Genomic DNA, 16,850 nt, shown 5'->3' on the forward strand with positions numbered 1-16,850 from the left:
AGCCGGACCAACTAACCGACGAAGGTTTAGGAAGGCAACCCTGTGATCCAGGACGTCGATCGTGCCCGTGCAACGTGGAGCAATCGCGAGGCTCTCGCCGAGGCGATGATTCCCCTGATCGGGCGCCTCTACCGTGACAACTCCGTCGTGACGAGCGTCTACGGGCGCGGCCTGGTCAACAAGTCGGTCGTCGGCCTGCTCAAGGCCCATCGCTTCGCCCGCCACATAGCGGATGTCGAGCTTCCGCTCGACGAGACCCTCCCGATCCTGCAGGCAGTCGACGGCCTGGGCCTCGGCGCCGCGTCCCTCGACCTCGCCCGCCTGGCCCTCGGCTTTCGTGAGCAGAACGGCCGGGTCACCCTCGAGGAATACCTGCGCGTCGAACTCGCCGACGTCGTCGACCAGCATGGCCTCGACGGACGCACGAGCACCGACGTCGTGCTCTATGGTTTCGGCCGCATCGGCCGGCTCCTCGCGCGCATCCTGATCGAACACGCCGGCGGCGGCCAAGGCCTGCGCCTGCGCGCCATCGTCGTTCGTCGCGGGTCGGCCAACGACCTCGTCAAGCGTGCCAGCCTGCTGCGTCGCGACTCGGTGCACGGCCCGTTCGAGGGCACGATCACCATCGACGAGGAGAACGACACCATCCTCGCAAACGGCACGCTCATCCAGGTGATCTATTCTGGTGACCCGGCCAGCGTCGACTACACACAGTACGGAATCCACGACGCCATCGTCGTCGACAACACCGGCAAATGGCGCGACGAGCAAGGCCTGTCGCAGCACCTGAAGTGCCCCGGCGTTGCGCGGGTTCTGCTGACCGCGCCAGGCAAGGGCGTGCTGAAGAACATTGTGCACGGTATCAACCACACCGACATCCTGACGAGCGACCGCATCATCACCGCGGCGTCCTGCACCACGAACGCGATCACCCCCGTGCTCAAAGCCATCAACGACCGCTACGGCATCATCGACGGGCACGTCGAAACGGTGCACTCGTTCACGAACGACCAGAACCTCATCGACAATTTCCATTCCGGTGACCGTCGAGGCCGTTCAGCGGCGCTCAACATGGTGATCACCGAGACCGGTGCGGCGAAGGCCGTCGCCAAGGCCCTGCCCGAACTGGCCGGCAAATTGACCGGCAATGCGATCCGTGTTCCTACCCCGGACGTGTCGATGGCCATCCTCAACCTCAACCTTGCCAGCGCGACCGACAAGGACGAACTCAACACCTACCTGCGCACCATGTCGCTGCACTCCTCGCTGCACCGCCAGATCGACTTCATCGACTCGCCCGAAGTCGTCTCGAGCGACTTCCTCGGCTCGCGCCGCGCCGGCATAGTGGACGGCCTGGCCACAATCGTCACCGACCAGAAAGCCGTGCTGTACGTTTGGTACGACAACGAATACGGCTACAGCTGCCAGGTGATTCGGGTGCTCGAAGAGATGTCGGGCGCGCACGCGCCCATCTTCCCGGCCATCCTCGCCGAAACGCTCGAGCCGGTCGCCTAACGGTCGTTCGTCAAACGCGGCTCGCAAATAACCACCGGAATCGCACGCTCTGTCTTGCCCTGGTAAGTGCCGTATCCCGGGTAGGCGGCGACGATGCGCGGCCACAGCGCAGCCTTCTCAACGGATGAAGCGGCGCGAGCCCGAAACGGCCGCGTCACCCCGCGAATGGTCAGCTCCACGTCGGGCTGCGCCACCAGGTTGAGATACCAGAACGGATGCCGGTCGTCGCCGCCCTTAGAGGCTACGAGCACGTACCGGCCGTCCTCGTGCACCGGCGCCGTGAGCATCGTCGACCGACGCTTTCCGGTAGTCCGGCCGGTCGTGTGCAGTTCGACCGTCTGCATGGTGCGGATGGTCCAGCCGAGGCGTCCGCCCGACAGGCCCAGCACCATCCGGTGCACGCCGTTCATCGTTCGCATGCCGAGGTCGGTCACCCGGTCGCGCATTTTCATACGCTCAGCGTACGCCTTAGTGGGCGTTAGGTTGGAAGAATGATTCCAGCAACGATGCTCAGCGCGATTCTTCGCCAATCCGGCTCTACGCGACCCTACGCCGACAGCCGCCCGCTCACGCTCGAGCAGATTCCGGTGCCCGCGCCGCGCACCGGCGAAGTACTCGTACGCATCGAACGCGCCAGTCTCTGCCACTCGGATCTCTCGGTCATCGACGGCTCGCGCATTCGCCCCCTGCCGATGGCACTCGGACACGAAGCCGCCGGTACCGTCACCGCGCTGGGCGACGGCGTCGATGACCTGGCCGTGGGCGACCGGGTCGTGCTGGTCTTCGTGCCGAGCTGCGGCGACTGCCGGGCCTGCCTCGCCGGGCGCCCCGCGCTCTGCCATCGCGGCGCGGAGGCCAACACCACCGGCGACCTGCTGCACGGCCCGGCCGTGCTGGCCGGCAGCGCGGGGGAGCGCATCAACCATCACCTCGGCGTGTCGGCGTTCTCGCAGTACGCGGTCGTCGCCCGCGAGTCGGTCGTCCCGATCGACCAGGACGTTCCCTTTGACGTCGCCGCCATGTTCGGCTGCGCTGCCCTTACCGGCATCGGTGCCGTGCTCAACACCGGTGCCCTCGCCCCCGGCCAGTCGGTGATCGTCTTCGGCCTGGGCGCGGTCGGCCTGATGGCCGTGATGGCGGCCGCGCAGGTGCAAGGCACGACCGTCATCGCGATCGATCCGCTGCCCGAGAAGCAGGCGCTGGCCCTCCGCTGCGGCGCGCACCACGCCGGATCGCCCGAGCAGGCAGCCGAGCTGGTGCGTGCGCACTCCGGCGACGGCGTCGACCTCGCCATCGAAGCGGTCGGCAGTGCCCGCGTGATGGAGGCGAGCCTGGCGCTACTCACCCGTGGCGGCGCCCTCGTCTCGGTCGGCCTGCCGCACCCCGAGCAGACCATCACGACACCGGCGCTGCAATTCGCGGGGCTCGGGCGACGGCTGCTCGGCTCGTACATGGGCGATTCCGTGCCGAACCGGGACATTCCTGCCTACCTTCAGCTCTGGCGCGACGGCCGACTGCCGGTCGAACTGCTCCACACCGACACCCGACCCGTCACCGACCTGAACGAGAGCCTCGACGCCCTCGTGGCCGGCGACATCGTGCGCCGCCTATTCGTGCTGCACGCCGAGTAGCGGGTCGCGCGAAGCGCAACGCTCCGCGTGCAACTCTGTCCCGCAGCGCGCCGTGCGCTCCAGGGCGCCGCCTCCTGCTCGGCGTCTGACAGGGCGCCGCCTCCTGCTCGGCGTCTGACAGGGCGCCGCCTCCTGCTCGGCGTCTGACAGGGCGCCGCCTCCTGCACAGCGGCGTCCGCGGCGGTGTTGTCCACCAGTGTGACCGCGGCACGACCTCGATGGCTTGGCAGCGGTCACTCTGGTTCTCGGAGGCACTCGTGGCGCGCAAAGATGTACTCGGCAAACTCGGCGAAGAGCAGGCTGCGCGCTTCCTTCAGTGCGCCGGCTACACCATCCTGACCCGCAACTGGCGGTGTAAAGAGGGGGAGATCGACCTCGTCGTGCAGCACGGCGCTGCGGTCGTCTTCGTTGAGGTGAAGACGCGCAGCAGCCTGAGATTCGGGCATCCGTTTGAAGCCATCACCGTGAGAAAGCTTGCCCGGATGCGTCGCCTCGCCGCCGCCTGGTGTGTACAGGCCGAGCGGTGGCCGCGCCAGATCCGGCTCGACGTCGTGGCGGTCATCGCCCCGGCCGGCCAGGAACCGATCATCGAACACCTCGAGGGCGTGTTCTGATGGGCATCGCCCGCACCCACGCCGTGGCGCTGCTGGGGCTGACCGGTGCCCTGGTCGAGGTGGAGGCCGACATCTCGGCTCAATTGCCCGGCATGATCCTGATCGGGCTGCCCGACGCAGCCCTCTCCCAGGCCACCCAGCGGGTGCGTGCCGCAGCCGCCAACAGCGGATGCCCCCTCACCGTTCACCGCCTCACCATCAATCTGTCGCCCGCAGCACTACCCAAGCACGGTGCCGGCTTCGACCTCGCGATCGCGCTGGCCTGTCTCGCCGCCGACAGCACCATTTCGGCAGCCTCGGTCGACACTGTCGTGCACTTCGGCGAACTCGCCCTCGACGGTCGGCTGCGACCGACCCCGGGCATCCTTCCCGGGGTGATGACCGCCGCCCGCCTCGCGCACGACACGGTGATGGTGCCGATCGGCAACGAGGCTGAGGCCCGACTCGTGCCCGACATCCGAGTGATCGGTGTCGCGTCCCTGCGCGAGGCGGCGATCTTCCACGGCGCCAGGCTGGAGCCGAAACCGGTCGAGCCGATCCTGGCAGCAGTCTCGCCCGGCAGCGCGACCGCTGAACCCGACCTGGCCGACGTGATCGGCAACGACGACGCCATCCTCGCCCTGCAGATCGCCGCCGCGGGTGGGCATCACGTGTTTCTGCTCGGCCCGCCAGGCGCCGGCAAGACGATGCTCGCCGCCCGCCTTCCCGGCCTGCTGCCCGACCTCGACCCGGCCAGTTCGCTCGAGGTCAGCTCCCTGCGTTCGCTCAGCGGCCTCGGACTGGGCGGAGCCCTGATCACCCGGCCGCCGTGGGAAGCGCCGCACCACACCGCGACCGCCGCAGCCATGGTCGGCGGTGGCGGCGGCCAGATTCGACCGGGGGCCGCGTCGGCGGCTTCGCACGGCGTACTGTTCCTCGACGAGGCCCCCGAATTCGCCTCCCCGGTGCTCGACGCCCTGCGCCAGCCGCTGGAATCCGGCTGGATCAGCATTCACCGGGCCAACGCCGTCGCCCATTTTCCGGCCCGGTTTCAGCTGGTGATGGCTGCCAACCCGTGCCCGTGCGGGCAGTTTGGGGCGGGCGACCTCAGCTGCACCTGCCCACCGAACGCGCGCCGCCGCTACCTTGCGCGCATCTCCGGTCCGCTGCTGGACCGCATCGACATTCAGCTCAACGTCAAGCGAATCACCGCCGCCCAGTTGCGCGTCTCTGCCGGAACGCAGCGGATGACGAGCGTCACCGCCCGGCAGCGGGTCGTGGCCGCGCGGGCGGCAGCGGCCGAGCGGCTCGGCAGTACACCGTGGACCCTGAACTCCCAGGTTCCGGGCCCGTGGCTGCGCGGTGCGCCGGTGCGCCTGGCCCCGAGCACCACAGCGGGCCTCGATCGAGCGCTCGAACGCGGCGGCATCACCATGCGCGGCTACGACCGGGTGCTGCGCATCGCCTGGACCCTCGCCGACTATGACGGTCTCACCCTCCCAGGCCCCGACGAGGTCGGCCAGGCCCTGTACCTACGTAAAGGAATGACATCATGACGTTGTTCGGTCTCGACGAGACCCGGGTGCGTGCGCTCGCTGCGGGCGTGCGCGGCGGACTGCCGGCAGACGACGACCCGGCCACCGCGGGCGAAGTGTTCGCCCGCGCCGCCTGGTCGGGCCTCGCCGAACCCGGTGATGGGACCGCCGGTCTGCTCGTAGCGAGCCTCGGCGCGAGCGTGGCCCTGACCGCCATTCTCGAGTCCTGGAGCCCGGTACACCTCGGCGCGCTCGTGCGCGACGCACTCGGCGAGGAGCCGGGCAGCCCCGACCTGGTCTTCGCCGCCAGCCCAAGCCCAGATACCACCGAAGCGGATGCCGACACCAGCGCCGAGCTGGAACAGGCCCTCGACCTGGGATTGCAACGGTGGCGGCCGCGGCTCAACTCGAACGAGGTCATCCATACGCTGCAGCAAGCGGCCCGTCTGCAGACCCGGTTGCTGCTGGCCACGGACGCCCTCTGGCCCTCTGCGCTCGACGACCTCGAGCAGCATGCACCGCTCGCGTTGTGGTGGCGCGGGGTGCCCGGCGCCCTCGCCGCGCTACCCAACTCGATCGCGCTGGTCGGGGCCCGGGCGGCCACCGGGTACGGCGAACACATCGCCATGGAAGCGTCGGCCGGGCTCGTCGACCGCGGTTTCGCCATCGTCTCCGGTGCCGCCTACGGCATCGACGGGATGGCCCACCGGGCCGCGCTCGCCAGCGACGGCATAACCGTGGCCTTTCTCGCCGGGGGAGTCGACCGGTTCTACCCGAGCGGCCACGACTCCCTGCTCACCCGCATCGTGGCGAGCGGAGCCGTCGTGTCGGAGCTGCCCTGCGGGGCAGCGCCCACAAAATGGCGTTTTTTGCAGAGAAATCGACTGATCGCCGCAGCGAGTTCGGCGACGATCGTGCTCGAAGCCGGCTGGCGGTCCGGGTCGCTCAACACGGCTGGTCACGCTTCGGCGCTGGGCCGTCCGCTCGGCGCCGTGCCCGGGCCGATCACAAGCCCCACCTCCGCCGGGTGCCACCGTCTCATCCGCGAATTCGCCGCGGTCTGCGTGACCAACCCGACCGAGATGGCCGAACTGGTCGGCGAGCAGTCGATCCAGGTGCCGCTGGAGTTTCCGGACAGCGACGCCGGCCCCGGGCCGATACCGCGCACGAGCGACCAGGTACGCGTGTTCGACGCCCTGAGCGGGCGCTCGCCGCGCACGGTCGCCGACCTGTCGCGGCGCGCCGGGCTGTCCGGTGCCGCCGTGCGCGGCGCCCTCGGCGGTCTCGATCTCGACGGGGCCGCTCAGGAGCGGGAGGCCGGTTGGGTGCGCCGGCTGTAGGGCACGGAGAAAGGCTCAGTCCCGATCGTTGGTCGCAGGGTCAGGGTGCCGGGGTTTGGCCGCACGGCGTACATCTTCGACTTCGACACTGGCAGCGTCAACGACAGCGCAGGCCCGCGCCACCGCGGCGAGGGAGAGCGCTATGTCTGCGGCATCCGTCGACCAGTTACTCACCGAGATGCGCAGAATTTCCCGGTCGTGCCAGCGCGACCCCGACATCCAGGCTGAACCGTCGGTGATGAGCTGCTGTGCCACCCGCCGGGTGCGTTCATCGCTGCCGAAGCTCACGCACACCTGGGTGAACACCACCTCGTTGAGCACTTCGACCCCCGGTAGTGAACGCAGGCCGTCGGCGAGGTCACGCGCATTCGCTGCGAGACCGTCCACCAGCGCGATCGTGCCGACACGGCCGAGCGATCGGAGCGCCGCCCAGACCGGAACCCCCCTGGCCCGGCGGGACAGCTCGGGCACCTTCTCAAATGGATCACCAGGCCCCAGGTTGCCGGGAGTGCCGTCGGCCGCCACCAGATAGTTCGTGTGCACGCCGAACACCCTGCGCACGACTTCGGGCCTGGACACGATCGACACACCGCAGTCGTAGGGCACATTGAGTGTCTTATGGGCGTCCGTCGCCCAGGAATCAGCACCGTTTAGGCCGGTCACCTGATCACGGAAGCGCGGGCTGGCCGCCGCCCAGAGGCCGAAGGCTCCATCGACATGCACCCAGGCTCCATGCCGGTGTGCCACGTCGATCGCCACACCCATCGGGTCTGATGCTCCGGAATGCAGGTTGCCAGCCTGCAGGCAGACGATGGCCGGGCCGGAACCGGCGTCCAGTAGCTCGGCCAGGGAGTCCGGCCGCAATCGTCCTTGCTGGTCAACGTCGACCACGATGGGTGCCCCGAGGCCGAGGTAGCGCAGTACGAGATCGATGACGTCGTGACGCTCCGCCCCCACGAAAACCCGCACGCGCGGCGAACCGGCCAGGCCGTCCCGGTCCAGGTCCCATCCGGCCCGCTCCAGGACCCACTGCCGTCCCGCGGCGAGACCGACAAAATTGGCCATCGTCGCGCCCGTGGTGAATCCGACATCCGCTCCCGGTGGCAGCCCGAGCAGATCGAGAAGCCAGCCGGCGGCAATCTCCTCGAGCACGGCGGCCGCGGGAGTGGCGAAGCGCATTCCGGCGTTCTGGTCCCACGCGGTCACCAGCCAGTCGGCGGCGAGCGCGGCGGGCAGGGTTCCCCCAATGACCCAACCAAAGAACCGGCCGGAGGGCATCGCCATGAGTCCCGGTTCGGCGAAGGCGGCGAGTTCATCGATCACGTCGGCCGCAGCGCACGACGATGGGGGCAACGGGCCGACCGAGAGGGCGGCGAGGGTATCGGCGTCGACGCGGGGGCCCACTGGGCGGGAGGGTAATGACGCAAGCCAGGCATGAGCGTGAAGCAGCGCACGGCGAAGGGCCTCGGTGTAGGCGTCCGGCTGGGCAGACATGCCGCCATGATAGCCCGCCGGTCTGCCCTTGTCGCCGGTTCGGGACGGGGTTACAGTGACCCAAAACATCGCCAGTCGCCCCGACCCTTTCGCCTAATTTAAGAAATGTGGATGCCATGTGCGCACCTGTACGCCTCTATCGCCGACGCCTGGGCTTTGCAGTCTCGGTGCTCACCCTGGGAGCAGCGGTGCTGGCCTCCGCGCCGGCGGCGTTTGCGGTTTCCGCAACGAGCGCACCCAACTCTGTGCACGCGAGCCGGTCCAGCGCGAGCCAGCCCGCCGCCAGCCAATTCACCGCAAGCCCGGTCCCGACGATCACCGGCACGCCGCAGGCCGGCCGGCGCCTCACCGTCTCGCCGGGAACCTGGAAACCGGCCCCGGTAGCGCTGTCCTACCGCTGGAAGGTGAGCGGTGTTGCGGTACCCGGCGCCACCGCATCCACTTTCACACCCTCGAACACCCAGGTGGGAAAACGCGTGACCGTGACCGTCACCGGCACGAAGACCGGGTATCAGACGGTCTCGAAGACGAGCGCCCCGACCCGGCCGGTCGCCCCAGCCACCATTGCTGTCGGTGCCAACCCGCGCGAGCTCGTGGTGACCGCCGACGGCCGCTGGGCCTACGTCGCCAACTTTGGTTCGGGCACCGTTTCGGTAGTTAGTATCGCGACCGGCAAAGTCGTCGCGACCATTCCAGTGGGCGGCAGTCCGATAGCGTTGGCGGTATCGACCAACCAGAAGCAGGTGTTTGTGAGCTCCTGCGGCGACGAAAAAATCTACGCACTGAACATCGCCTCGAACACGGTCGCCTACTCCTTCCCGACCGGTGCCTGCGGCGACCTGGTGGCCACAAGCGATGGAAAGTCCCTCTTCATCAGCGGTTCGCCCTCACTGTTCGACATCACGGTGGCCACCATCGCAACCCGCTCCCTCGCCGAGCCGATCTTTACCGGCGCCCCGGTGGGTGAACTCACACCGAGCGCAGACCAGACGAAGGTCTACCTGAGCAATAGGGACGACTACGGCGTGATCATCATCGACACGGCAGCACCCCAGGCGCCATTGGGGAAGTTCACCACCTCGCACCCGCCGATCGCGTCGGCACCGTCGCCCGACGGCAAGACGGTCTACGCGAGTCTCGGACGTGACCTGTTCACCGGGCCGTCCAATGCCGTCGAGGTCATCGACATCGCGACGAACCGGGTGCGGGCCAGCATCGCCATCAACGCACCGAGCAGCCTGGTGGTGAGCCCTGACGGGTCGAAACTCTTTGTCCTGTCGACGGAGAACAACACCATCGTGACGGTCAGCACGACCACCAACCGGGTACTCAGCCGCATCCCGGTGGGGCTTGACCCGTCGAGCCTGGTCGTCACGCCCGACGGCAGCAAGGTTGGCATTACCAATTCCGGCGAGAACACGGTCTCGGTGCTGCCGGTGTTCTGACGAAATGTGTGTCGGCGGGTGCCCGTAGTGTGGAGACCTGATGAGAGGTGATCCATGGCAGCCGTGCAACTGGGCCAGTACGCGCCCGCCGATATGCTTCTGGTGCACCTGAGTGACACCCATTTTCTAGCGAATGGCGCGGCGCTCTACGGTTCCGTCGACACCGACCACACCGTGCACCACGCCCTCGAGCAGCTGCACCGCTCGGGCATCCGCCCCGACGCCCTCATCCTCACCGGCGATGTGGCCGATCGGGGCGAAGCGGATGCCTACCGCCGCATTCGCGGCATCGTCGAGACCGCCGCCGCCCGGTGGGAGGCCAAAATCATCTGGGTGATGGGTAACCACGACCAGCGCGAACCCTTTCGGACCGAGCTGCTTCGCCAAGCACCCGCTGCTCACGACTACGCTGACCAGTACCCCGTCGACCACGTGCATGACCTGGACGGCTTGCGCATCATCGCCCTTGACACGAGCGTTCCCGGCTATCACCACGGTGAAGTCACCGAGGAGCAATTGAGTTGGCTGGCCGAGCTGTTCGCGCACCCGGCCCGCCGCGGGTCCATTCTGGCGCTGCACCACCCTCCGATTCCCACACCGCTGCCACTGATGAGCGTGCTCGAGCTGCAGGACCAGCCACGACTGGCCGCCGTTCTCGACGGCAGCGATGTTCGGGCAATTCTCGGCGGGCACCTGCACTATTCCACCCAGGGCCTCTTCGCCGGCATCCCGGTGTCGGTTGCCGCGGCTACCTGTTACACGATGGATCTCAGCGCACCCGACCGTGAGCTCAGGGGGATGAACGGCGGCCAGACGCTCAATCTCGTGCACGTCTACGCCGACCAGATCACCCACTCCCAGCTGCCGATCGGCGATTTCACCGCCGTCACGCAGTTTTCCGCCGACTACGTCGACGAGCTGGCTGCACTCTCGCCCGAGGGCCGCCGACAGGCTTTCTCGCGGCAGCGCTGACGGCGGCGCCAAACGATGAGCCAGAGAAAGTGATCCCGTGCTTCTGAGCGACGACATCGACCAGTTTCTGGTCTACCTCAGCGCCGAGCGGGGCTACTCAGCCCACACGGTGCGGGCGTACCGCACTGACCTTTTCCAATTGGCCGGGTTTGCGGCCGGCCGGGGGGCGACGGCATCCGCTGACGTGGATCTGGAACTGTTGCGGGAATGGCTCTGGGCGGCCACCCAAGCCGGCCTGGCCCGGGCCACCCTGGCCCGGCGGTCGGCGTCGGCTCGGAGCTTCACTGCCTGGCTCGCTCAGAGCCACGATGACAGCATCGACCCGGCGGCTCGCCTGCGCTCGCCGAAGCCGGGACGAACCCTGCCGCGCGTCATCACACACACCAAGATGACGGATCTGCTCGATTTGCTGGCGGCCCGGGCCGACGGAGGAGGGGCGCCAGCGCTGCGAGACCTCGCCATCGTCGAGTTGCTCTACGCCTCGGCACTGCGCGTGTCCGAGCTGGTCGGCCTCGATCTCGCCGACGTCGACCTGGACCGGTTGACCGTGCGGGTGACCGGCAAGGGCGCGAAGGAACGCGTGGTTCCGTTCGGGGTTCCGGCCCAGCGTGCCCTCGTCGATTATCTGCGTGAGGCCAGGCAGACACTCGCGGCGGGCACCGCGGTGCCCGTGCCAACCGGGGCAGTGCAGGCTGGCGCGGTGCAAGTCGCACCGACGACGGCTGCCCGATCGAACGCTGCGGTCTCGAAGGTCACGGCAGTCTTTCTCGGCAAGCAGGGCCGGCGACTCGGCGTGCGCGGGGTCTACCGCCTCGTGGCCGCGCTGCTCGAAACGGTTCCTGGCACCGGTCCGGCCGGGCCGCACGCCCTGCGCCACACGGCCGCCACGCATCTGCTCGACGGTGGGGCCGACCTGCGCGCGGTGCAGGAGCTTCTCGGGCACGTCAGTCTCGGCACCACCCAGATCTATACCCACGTTTCTGCGGAACGTCTCAAAGCGAGCTACGGGCTTGCCCATCCGCGGGCCTGACCCGGCCGAGAGCGGCCCGGCCGCGGTTGAGTAGTGCCACCGAATGCATCGGGCCATCAGGGGCCGCGCGTCGGTGCCCAGGCATGCGGCACCGCCGGCAACAGAACGGCGCGGGGCAGATTCCCGAGATATTGCAGCGGGGAGACGTAGGACCCGTGCAGGCGTACTCCAAGGTGCAGGCACCCGGGCGGGCAGTGTCCGCCGCTCGCCACGATGCCGATCACCTGCCCCGCGCGCACCCGTTCTCCCTCCACGACGACGGCGTCGACCGGCTCAACCGTCACGATCACGTCACCCGACTGCTTGATCGACAGCACCGGCCGATCGACGACCCGCCCCGCGAACGACACCACTCCGTCGTGCGGCGCAAGCACGGGCTTATGCGCCTCGGCGGCCAGGTCGATTCCCCGATGACCTCCCACGTAGGCTGACGCCGGTGCCAGAAAGTCCCGGGTCACGGGGTGTGGTTCCGAGAGCGGCCAGCGCCAGGCATCCGCTGTGGCGGCGGCGGCACCCGACGGCGGCCGGGTTAAGGCTGCGCACGTTGCAGACCCGGCTCCCAGAACAACGATTCCGATGATGAAAACGGATGCCGCCAGCGCGCGCAAATTCTGCATGCTCCCACCCTGCCGCCCGCTCCCAGTTGTGGCGCGACGTCGAGTGGATTCGTGTACTTCCCCACCGATCCAGGCCTGTGCAGGACACGGCGCGTTGGGAGCGGGAGGGGACACCCAGCCACCCGGTCGCACCGGCACCCCCGGCGGTGATACGCTACATCTAGCAGCGCTTCGTGCGCTGACTACGCGTGCCCATTTGGCCGCCATGTCCAATCGGTCCCGTACAGCCAGATTCTTGCACAGAGAATCTTGTGTGAACAGGGCGGACGTGTGCCGGGCACCAGGAGCCTTGATCAACCGATCATCGCACAAACCGATTGGTGGGGCTTTTCAAGCCCGCACCAGAACAGGAGTACGGCACATGGCCGTCGTAACCATTCGCCAGCTGCTTGACAGTGGCGTGCACTTCGGGCACCAGACTCGCCGTTGGAACCCGAAGATGAAGCGTTTCATCTTCACCGAACGTTCCGGCATCTACATCATCGACCTGCAGCAGTCGCTCGGGTTCGTTGACAAGGCGTATGACTTCGTCAAGGAGACGGTTGCCCACGGCGGCACCATCCTCTTCGTCGGCACCAAGAAGCAGGCCCAGGAATCCATTTCTGAGCAGGCGCAGCGCGTGGGCCAGCCCTACGTCAACCAGCGCTGGCTCGGTGGGCTCCTCACCAACTTCCAGACCGTTTCCAAGCGTCTGGCTCGCATGAAAGAACTGGAAGAGCTCGACTTCGAAGACACCGCCAAGAGCGGTTTCACGAAGAAGGAAATGCTCATCAAGAAGCGCGAGCTCATCAAGCTGCACAAGAGCCTCGGCGGAATTCGCAACCTCACGAAGACCCCGTCTGCGCTGTGGGTTGTGGACACCAACAAGGAGCACCTCGCCATTGACGAGGCGCGCAAGCTCGGTATCCCCGTGATCGCCATCCTCGACACCAACTGCGACCCTGACGACGTGCAGTACCCGATCCCGGGCAACGACGACGCCATCCGCTCCGTTGGCCTGCTGACCCGCATCATCGCGGACGCCGCAGCCGAGGGCCTCATCCAGCGCCACGCCAAGCCGGAGGCCGAAGTCGAGCCCCTCGCCGCGTGGGAAGCTGAACTGCTCCAGGCCTCCGACACGGAGACCACCCCCGCGCAGTCCTCTGCCGAGACCGAGAAGGTTGCCGACGCTACCGTCGTCGCCGACGAGGCCGTCGTCGCCGACGAGGCCGTCGTTGCGGAGCCCACCATCGCCGATGCCGTCGCCGACTCCGACGTTGCCGCCGTTCTGGCCGCCGTCGCTGACGAGCCCGTCGTCGCCGACGAGACCAAGTAAGGAACCCGTATGGCAAACTTCACTCTCGAAAACGTCAAGGCTCTTCGCGAGAACCTCGGCACCGGAATGGTCGACACCAAGAATGCCCTCGTTGAAGCCGACGGCGACATGGATAAGGCCATCGAGATCCTGCGTCTCAAGGGTGCCAAGGGCAACGCCAAGCGCGCTGACCGTTCCACCTCGGAGGGACTCGTCGCTGCCAAGGAAATCGGCACGACCGCGTACATGATCGAACTCGCTTGCGAGACCGACTTCGTCGCGAAGGGTGACAAGTTCGTTGTCCTGGCCGACAAGGTTCTCGACGCGATTGCCGTCGCTGGGGCGACCACGGTTGAGGCCGGACTGGCCGCGCCGGTCGGATCCCAGACCGTCGCCGAGCTCATCGACGGTGAAGCGGCCATCATCGGCGAGAAGTTCGAACTTCGTCGTGTTGCCGTCGTCACGGGCGAGTCGTTCTCGATCTACTTGCACAAGACCAGCAAGGATCTGCCCCCGCAGGTCGGCGTCGTTCTCGGTTTCTCCGGTGCAGATGTGGAGACCGCTCGCAGCGTCGCCCAGCACATCTCGTTCGCCAACCCTGAGTACCTCGCGGCGAGCGATGTTCCTGCTGAGCTCGTGGAGACCGAACGTAAGATCGTCACCGAGATCTCGAAGAACGAGGGCAAGCCGGAAGCGGCACTGCCCAAGATCGTGGAGGGACGCGTCAAGGCGTACCTCAAGCAGGTCGCACTGCTCGAACAGGACTACGCCAAGGACAACAAGTTGTCTGTCGCGAAGGTTCTGGACGACGCAAAACTGACCGTATCGGGCTTCGCCCGGTTCAAGGTCGGCGCCTAACAAAAAATGACGGAGGTCGGATTGCGAAAGCGATCCGGCCTCCGTTTTGTGTGCGTCCCAAGCGGGGCGCACGCTGCGCACTTGGTAGTTTGGTAGCACCCCCCTCTCGGAAGGCCCCGCACGACATGACTGACACGGCCAGCACGCCCATGACCCACACCAGCCCGATGAGCACCGCCGCCGTCGTCAAGAAGCGACGCGTGCTCCTCAAGCTGTCCGGCGAGGCGTTCGGCGGCGGCGCCGTCGGTGTCAATCCGGATGTGGTCAGCTCGCTGGCCCGGGAGATCGCCGAAGGCGCCAAGCAGGTCGAAGTGGCCATCGTCGTCGGTGGCGGAAACTTCTTTCGCGGCGCCGAGCTCTCCCAGCGAGGAATGGACCGCGGACGCGCTGACTACATGGGCATGCTCGGCACCGTCATGAACGCCCTCGCCTTGCAGGACTTTCTCGAACAGGCCGGAGCCGAGACGCGGGTGCAATCCGCCATCTCGATGACCCAGGTCGCCGAGCAGTACATTCCGCGGCGTGCTGAGCGGCACCTGGAGAAGGGCCGCGTCGTGATCTTCGGTGCCGGAGCCGGGCTGCCCTATTTCTCCACCGACACGGTGGCCGCGCAGCGCGCGCTCGAAATCGACGCTGACGTCGTGCTCGTGGCTAAGAACGGCGTCGACGGCGTCTACTCCGACGACCCCCGCACCAACCCCGACGCCCAGAAGATCCACCACATCACCTACCAGGATGCCCTCCAGCGCGGCCTCAAGGTGGTCGACTCCACTGCGTTCAGCCTGTGCATGGACAACCACATGCCCATGCAGGTGTTCGGCATGGCGCCAGAGGGCAACGTCACGGCCGCCATCCTCGGCACCGATTTGGGCACCCGCGTCTCCAACTAGAATTATTCCACCACCAATAAAGGAGTCACCGTGATCGCGGATGTTCTTTCCGACGCCACTGCGCGCATGAACCGGGCCCTCGAGGCCGCCAAAGACGACTTTGGCACCGTGCGCACGGGTCGTGCGAACCCGCAGATGTTCGCAAAGATCCTGGTGAGCTACTACGGCACTTTGACCCCGTTGGAACAGCTGGCGTCGCTGCAAAACCAGGAAGCGCGCACCATGCTGATCGGCCCCTACGACAAGGCAGCGCTGCGCGACATCGAGATCGCCATCCGCGACACCCCGAACCTGGGTGCGAACGTCGGCAACGACGGCACCACGATCCGGGCGACCCTCCCCGAACTCACCACGGAACGTCGCAAGGAATTCGTGAAGATCGTCAAGGCCAAGGCAGAGGATGCCCGCATCTCGGTGCGCAACATTCGCCGCAAGGCCAAGGATGAACTCGACGCGCTCAAGAGCGAGGTCGGCGACGACGAGGTCGGTCGTGCCGAGAAAGAGCTCGAGCTGATCACCAAGAGCCACGTGGACGGCATTGACGACGCCTTCAAGCGCAAGGAAGCCGAACTCCTCGAGATCTAGGGACCTCCGATGACCGAGAAACCGGGGAATGACCAGCGGCACAAACGCGGTCACGGTGTCAGTCGCGCGGAATTTCGGGCGCAGGTGAAAACGACGCGCGCTGATTTCGAACGCCAGGTGCAGAGTACTAAGGCCGATTTTGAACGCCAGGTGCAGGCCACGCGCGCCCAACTCGATGCGACGAGCGAGCGCATCGAAGCGCGCACCGGGCGCAACCTCATCCTGGCCATCCTGATCGGGCTCGTGCTCGGCGGCTCCATGCTGGTCAGCCTCATCATCATCAAACAGCTGTTCATGATTTTCGCGGTCGTGATCGTCGCCTTCTGCGCCTTTGAACTCGCGCAGGCACTGCGGCATGCCGGGCGCAACGTGCCGCGCATCCCGGTGATCATCTCCGCGGTCGCGATCGTTCCGGCCGCGTTCTACGGCGAGGCGACCGGCCAGTGGCTCGTCATGCTCGGCGGCGTCGTGTTGATCGCCCTGTGGCGACTGGCGCTGCTGGTGATTCCCTTACATCGTGCCTCGGCCCGTTCCGTCATCGGCGACGTGGGTGGCGGCATCCTGATTCAGGTCTACGTCGTTTTTCTCGCGAGCTTCGCCGTGTTGCTCGTGGCCCAGGACCACGGCCAGTGGTGGACCCTCGCCTTTCTGATCCTGGTGATCTCTGCCGACACCGGTGCGTACGTCAGCGGGCTCAACTTCGGCAAGCATCCGATGGCGCCCTCGATCAGCCCCAAGAAGACCTGGGAAGGCTTCATCGGCGCCGGCCTGGTCTGTATGATCGCCGGCGTTCTGCTCTCGATCTTCATGCTCGACCAACCGTGGTGGTTTGGACTGATATTCGGGGCGGTCATCCTGCTTACCGCCACCTTTGGTGACCTGGCCGAATCGCTCATCAAACGTGACCTCGGCATCAAGGACATGAGTTCCTGGCTTCCCGGTCACGGTGGTTTTCTCGACCGGCTGGACTCGATCCTGCCGTCGGCAGCTGCCGCCTATGCGCTCTACCTGGTCTTCGCGTGAGACCGCCCGATTCTTCCCGCCCGAACCG

General features: G+C 67.0%; 16 protein-coding genes. 13 read left to right on the top strand and 3 right to left on the bottom strand.

Annotation, left to right across the window (positions count from 1 at the left end; all coding sequences use genetic code 11):
• Window positions 1–42: 42 nt before the first annotated feature.
• Entirely contained in the window at window positions 43–1,515 is a 1,473-nt protein-coding gene (locus E3T47_RS15195; RefSeq protein WP_134556883.1) for a glyceraldehyde-3-phosphate dehydrogenase, read from the top strand.
• On the opposite strand, the gene E3T47_RS15200 is transcribed toward E3T47_RS15195, so the two are convergent.
• Window positions 1,512–1,967 carry a nitroreductase/quinone reductase family protein gene (locus tag E3T47_RS15200; protein ID WP_134464779.1) on the bottom strand — a complete coding sequence of 152 codons (456 nt, stop codon included), beginning with the start codon at window positions 1,965–1,967 and terminating at the stop codon, window positions 1,512–1,514. The genes E3T47_RS15195 and E3T47_RS15200 overlap by 4 nt on opposite strands.
• A 39-nt stretch (window positions 1,968–2,006) precedes the next feature.
• Between E3T47_RS15200 and E3T47_RS15205 the strand changes: the two genes are divergently transcribed.
• From E3T47_RS15205 to dprA, 4 genes are all read left to right on the top strand, one after another.
• A complete protein-coding gene (locus E3T47_RS15205; protein ID WP_422386505.1) occupies window positions 2,007–3,146 on the top strand; it encodes an alcohol dehydrogenase catalytic domain-containing protein in 1,140 nt (379 codons plus the stop codon).
• A gap of 257 nt (window positions 3,147–3,403) precedes the next feature.
• Window positions 3,404–3,760: a YraN family protein gene (locus E3T47_RS15210; RefSeq protein ID WP_134556884.1), complete on the top strand. Its 357-nt coding sequence runs from the start codon at window positions 3,404–3,406 to the stop codon at window positions 3,758–3,760.
• Window positions 3,760–5,295: a YifB family Mg chelatase-like AAA ATPase gene (locus E3T47_RS15215; RefSeq protein ID WP_134556885.1), complete on the top strand. Its 1,536-nt coding sequence runs from the start codon at window positions 3,760–3,762 to the stop codon at window positions 5,293–5,295. The genes E3T47_RS15210 and E3T47_RS15215 overlap by 1 nt, the downstream gene beginning before the upstream one ends.
• Window positions 5,292–6,614: a DNA-processing protein DprA gene (gene dprA / locus E3T47_RS15220; protein ID WP_134556886.1), complete on the top strand. Its 1,323-nt coding sequence runs from the start codon at window positions 5,292–5,294 to the stop codon at window positions 6,612–6,614. The genes E3T47_RS15215 and dprA overlap by 4 nt, the downstream gene beginning before the upstream one ends.
• Window positions 6,615–6,629: 15 nt before the next feature.
• Here dprA and E3T47_RS15225 read toward each other — a convergent pair whose 3' ends face one another.
• Window positions 6,630–8,108, bottom strand: a complete 1,479-nt coding sequence (locus tag E3T47_RS15225; RefSeq protein WP_134556887.1) for a pyridoxal phosphate-dependent decarboxylase family protein — start codon at window positions 8,106–8,108, stop codon at window positions 6,630–6,632.
• 116 nt (window positions 8,109–8,224) lie between these two features.
• Here E3T47_RS15225 and E3T47_RS15230 point away from each other — a divergent pair, with 116 nt between their 5' ends.
• From E3T47_RS15230 to E3T47_RS15240, 3 genes are read left to right on the top strand one after another with little or no spacing between them, the layout of a single operon-like run.
• Window positions 8,225–9,553: a YncE family protein gene (locus tag E3T47_RS15230; protein WP_134556888.1), complete on the top strand. Its 1,329-nt coding sequence runs from the start codon at window positions 8,225–8,227 to the stop codon at window positions 9,551–9,553.
• A 54-nt stretch (window positions 9,554–9,607) separates the two neighbouring features.
• Window positions 9,608–10,525, top strand: coding sequence for a phosphodiesterase (locus tag E3T47_RS15235; protein WP_134556889.1), 918 nt, complete (start codon window positions 9,608–9,610; stop codon window positions 10,523–10,525).
• 37 nt (window positions 10,526–10,562) lie between these two features.
• Window positions 10,563–11,555, top strand: a complete 993-nt coding sequence (locus E3T47_RS15240) for a tyrosine recombinase XerC (protein ID WP_134556890.1) — start codon at window positions 10,563–10,565, stop codon at window positions 11,553–11,555.
• Between the two features lie 56 nt (window positions 11,556–11,611).
• On the opposite strand, the gene E3T47_RS15245 is transcribed toward E3T47_RS15240, so the two are convergent.
• On the bottom strand, window positions 11,612–12,172 hold the full coding sequence (locus tag E3T47_RS15245) for a murein hydrolase activator EnvC family protein (protein ID WP_134556891.1): 561 nt from the start codon (window positions 12,170–12,172) through the stop codon (window positions 11,612–11,614).
• Window positions 12,173–12,533: 361 nt separating this feature from the next.
• Here E3T47_RS15245 and rpsB point away from each other — a divergent pair, with 361 nt between their 5' ends.
• The 5 genes from rpsB to E3T47_RS15270 all read left to right on the top strand — a co-directional run bounded on the left by rpsB (window position 12,534) and on the right by E3T47_RS15270 (window position 16,822).
• A complete protein-coding gene (gene rpsB, locus E3T47_RS15250; RefSeq protein WP_134556892.1) occupies window positions 12,534–13,487 on the top strand; it encodes a 30S ribosomal protein S2 in 954 nt (317 codons plus the stop codon).
• Window positions 13,488–13,496: 9 nt separating this feature from the next.
• Window positions 13,497–14,324 (top strand): translation elongation factor Ts, encoded by an 828-nt coding sequence (gene tsf, locus E3T47_RS15255; RefSeq protein ID WP_134556893.1) that lies wholly within the window; start codon window positions 13,497–13,499, stop codon window positions 14,322–14,324.
• Window positions 14,325–14,491: 167 nt separating this feature from the next.
• Window positions 14,492–15,214, top strand: a complete 723-nt coding sequence (gene pyrH, locus E3T47_RS15260) for a UMP kinase (RefSeq protein WP_134556977.1) — start codon at window positions 14,492–14,494, stop codon at window positions 15,212–15,214.
• A 30-nt stretch (window positions 15,215–15,244) separates the two neighbouring features.
• On the top strand, window positions 15,245–15,799 hold the full coding sequence (frr, locus tag E3T47_RS15265; RefSeq protein WP_092108831.1) for a ribosome recycling factor: 555 nt from the start codon (window positions 15,245–15,247) through the stop codon (window positions 15,797–15,799).
• Between the two features lie 9 nt (window positions 15,800–15,808).
• A complete protein-coding gene (locus E3T47_RS15270; protein ID WP_134556894.1) occupies window positions 15,809–16,822 on the top strand; it encodes a phosphatidate cytidylyltransferase in 1,014 nt (337 codons plus the stop codon).
• Window positions 16,823–16,850 lie beyond the last annotated feature (28 nt).

Origin of the sequence: Cryobacterium ruanii, from assembly GCF_004404055.1 — a bacterium.
In the GTDB taxonomy this organism is placed as follows: domain Bacteria; phylum Actinomycetota; class Actinomycetes; order Actinomycetales; family Microbacteriaceae; genus Cryobacterium; species Cryobacterium ruanii.

What these genes read in the sequence shown, in the direction of transcription:
- E3T47_RS15245 (WP_134556891.1), bottom strand. Translation starts at nt 12,172, where the DNA reads ATGCAGAATTTGCGCGCGCTGGCGGCATCCGTTTTCATCATCGGAATC.
- pyrH (WP_134556977.1), top strand. Translation starts at nt 14,492, where the DNA reads ATGAGCACCGCCGCCGTCGTCAAGAAGCGACGCGTGCTCCTCAAGCTG.
- E3T47_RS15235 (WP_134556889.1), top strand. Translation starts at nt 9,608, where the DNA reads ATGGCAGCCGTGCAACTGGGCCAGTACGCGCCCGCCGATATGCTTCTG.
- E3T47_RS15225 (WP_134556887.1), bottom strand. Translation starts at nt 8,108, where the DNA reads ATGTCTGCCCAGCCGGACGCCTACACCGAGGCCCTTCGCCGTGCGCTG.
- E3T47_RS15270 (WP_134556894.1), top strand. Translation starts at nt 15,809, where the DNA reads ATGACCGAGAAACCGGGGAATGACCAGCGGCACAAACGCGGTCACGGT.
- rpsB (WP_134556892.1), top strand. Translation starts at nt 12,534, where the DNA reads ATGGCCGTCGTAACCATTCGCCAGCTGCTTGACAGTGGCGTGCACTTC.
- E3T47_RS15200 (WP_134464779.1), bottom strand. Translation starts at nt 1,967, where the DNA reads ATGAAAATGCGCGACCGGGTGACCGACCTCGGCATGCGAACGATGAAC.
- E3T47_RS15205 (WP_422386505.1), top strand. Translation starts at nt 2,007, where the DNA reads ATGATTCCAGCAACGATGCTCAGCGCGATTCTTCGCCAATCCGGCTCT.
- dprA (WP_134556886.1), top strand. Translation starts at nt 5,292, where the DNA reads ATGACGTTGTTCGGTCTCGACGAGACCCGGGTGCGTGCGCTCGCTGCG.
- tsf (WP_134556893.1), top strand. Translation starts at nt 13,497, where the DNA reads ATGGCAAACTTCACTCTCGAAAACGTCAAGGCTCTTCGCGAGAACCTC.
- E3T47_RS15215 (WP_134556885.1), top strand. Translation starts at nt 3,760, where the DNA reads ATGGGCATCGCCCGCACCCACGCCGTGGCGCTGCTGGGGCTGACCGGT.
- E3T47_RS15230 (WP_134556888.1), top strand. Translation starts at nt 8,225, where the DNA reads ATGTGCGCACCTGTACGCCTCTATCGCCGACGCCTGGGCTTTGCAGTC.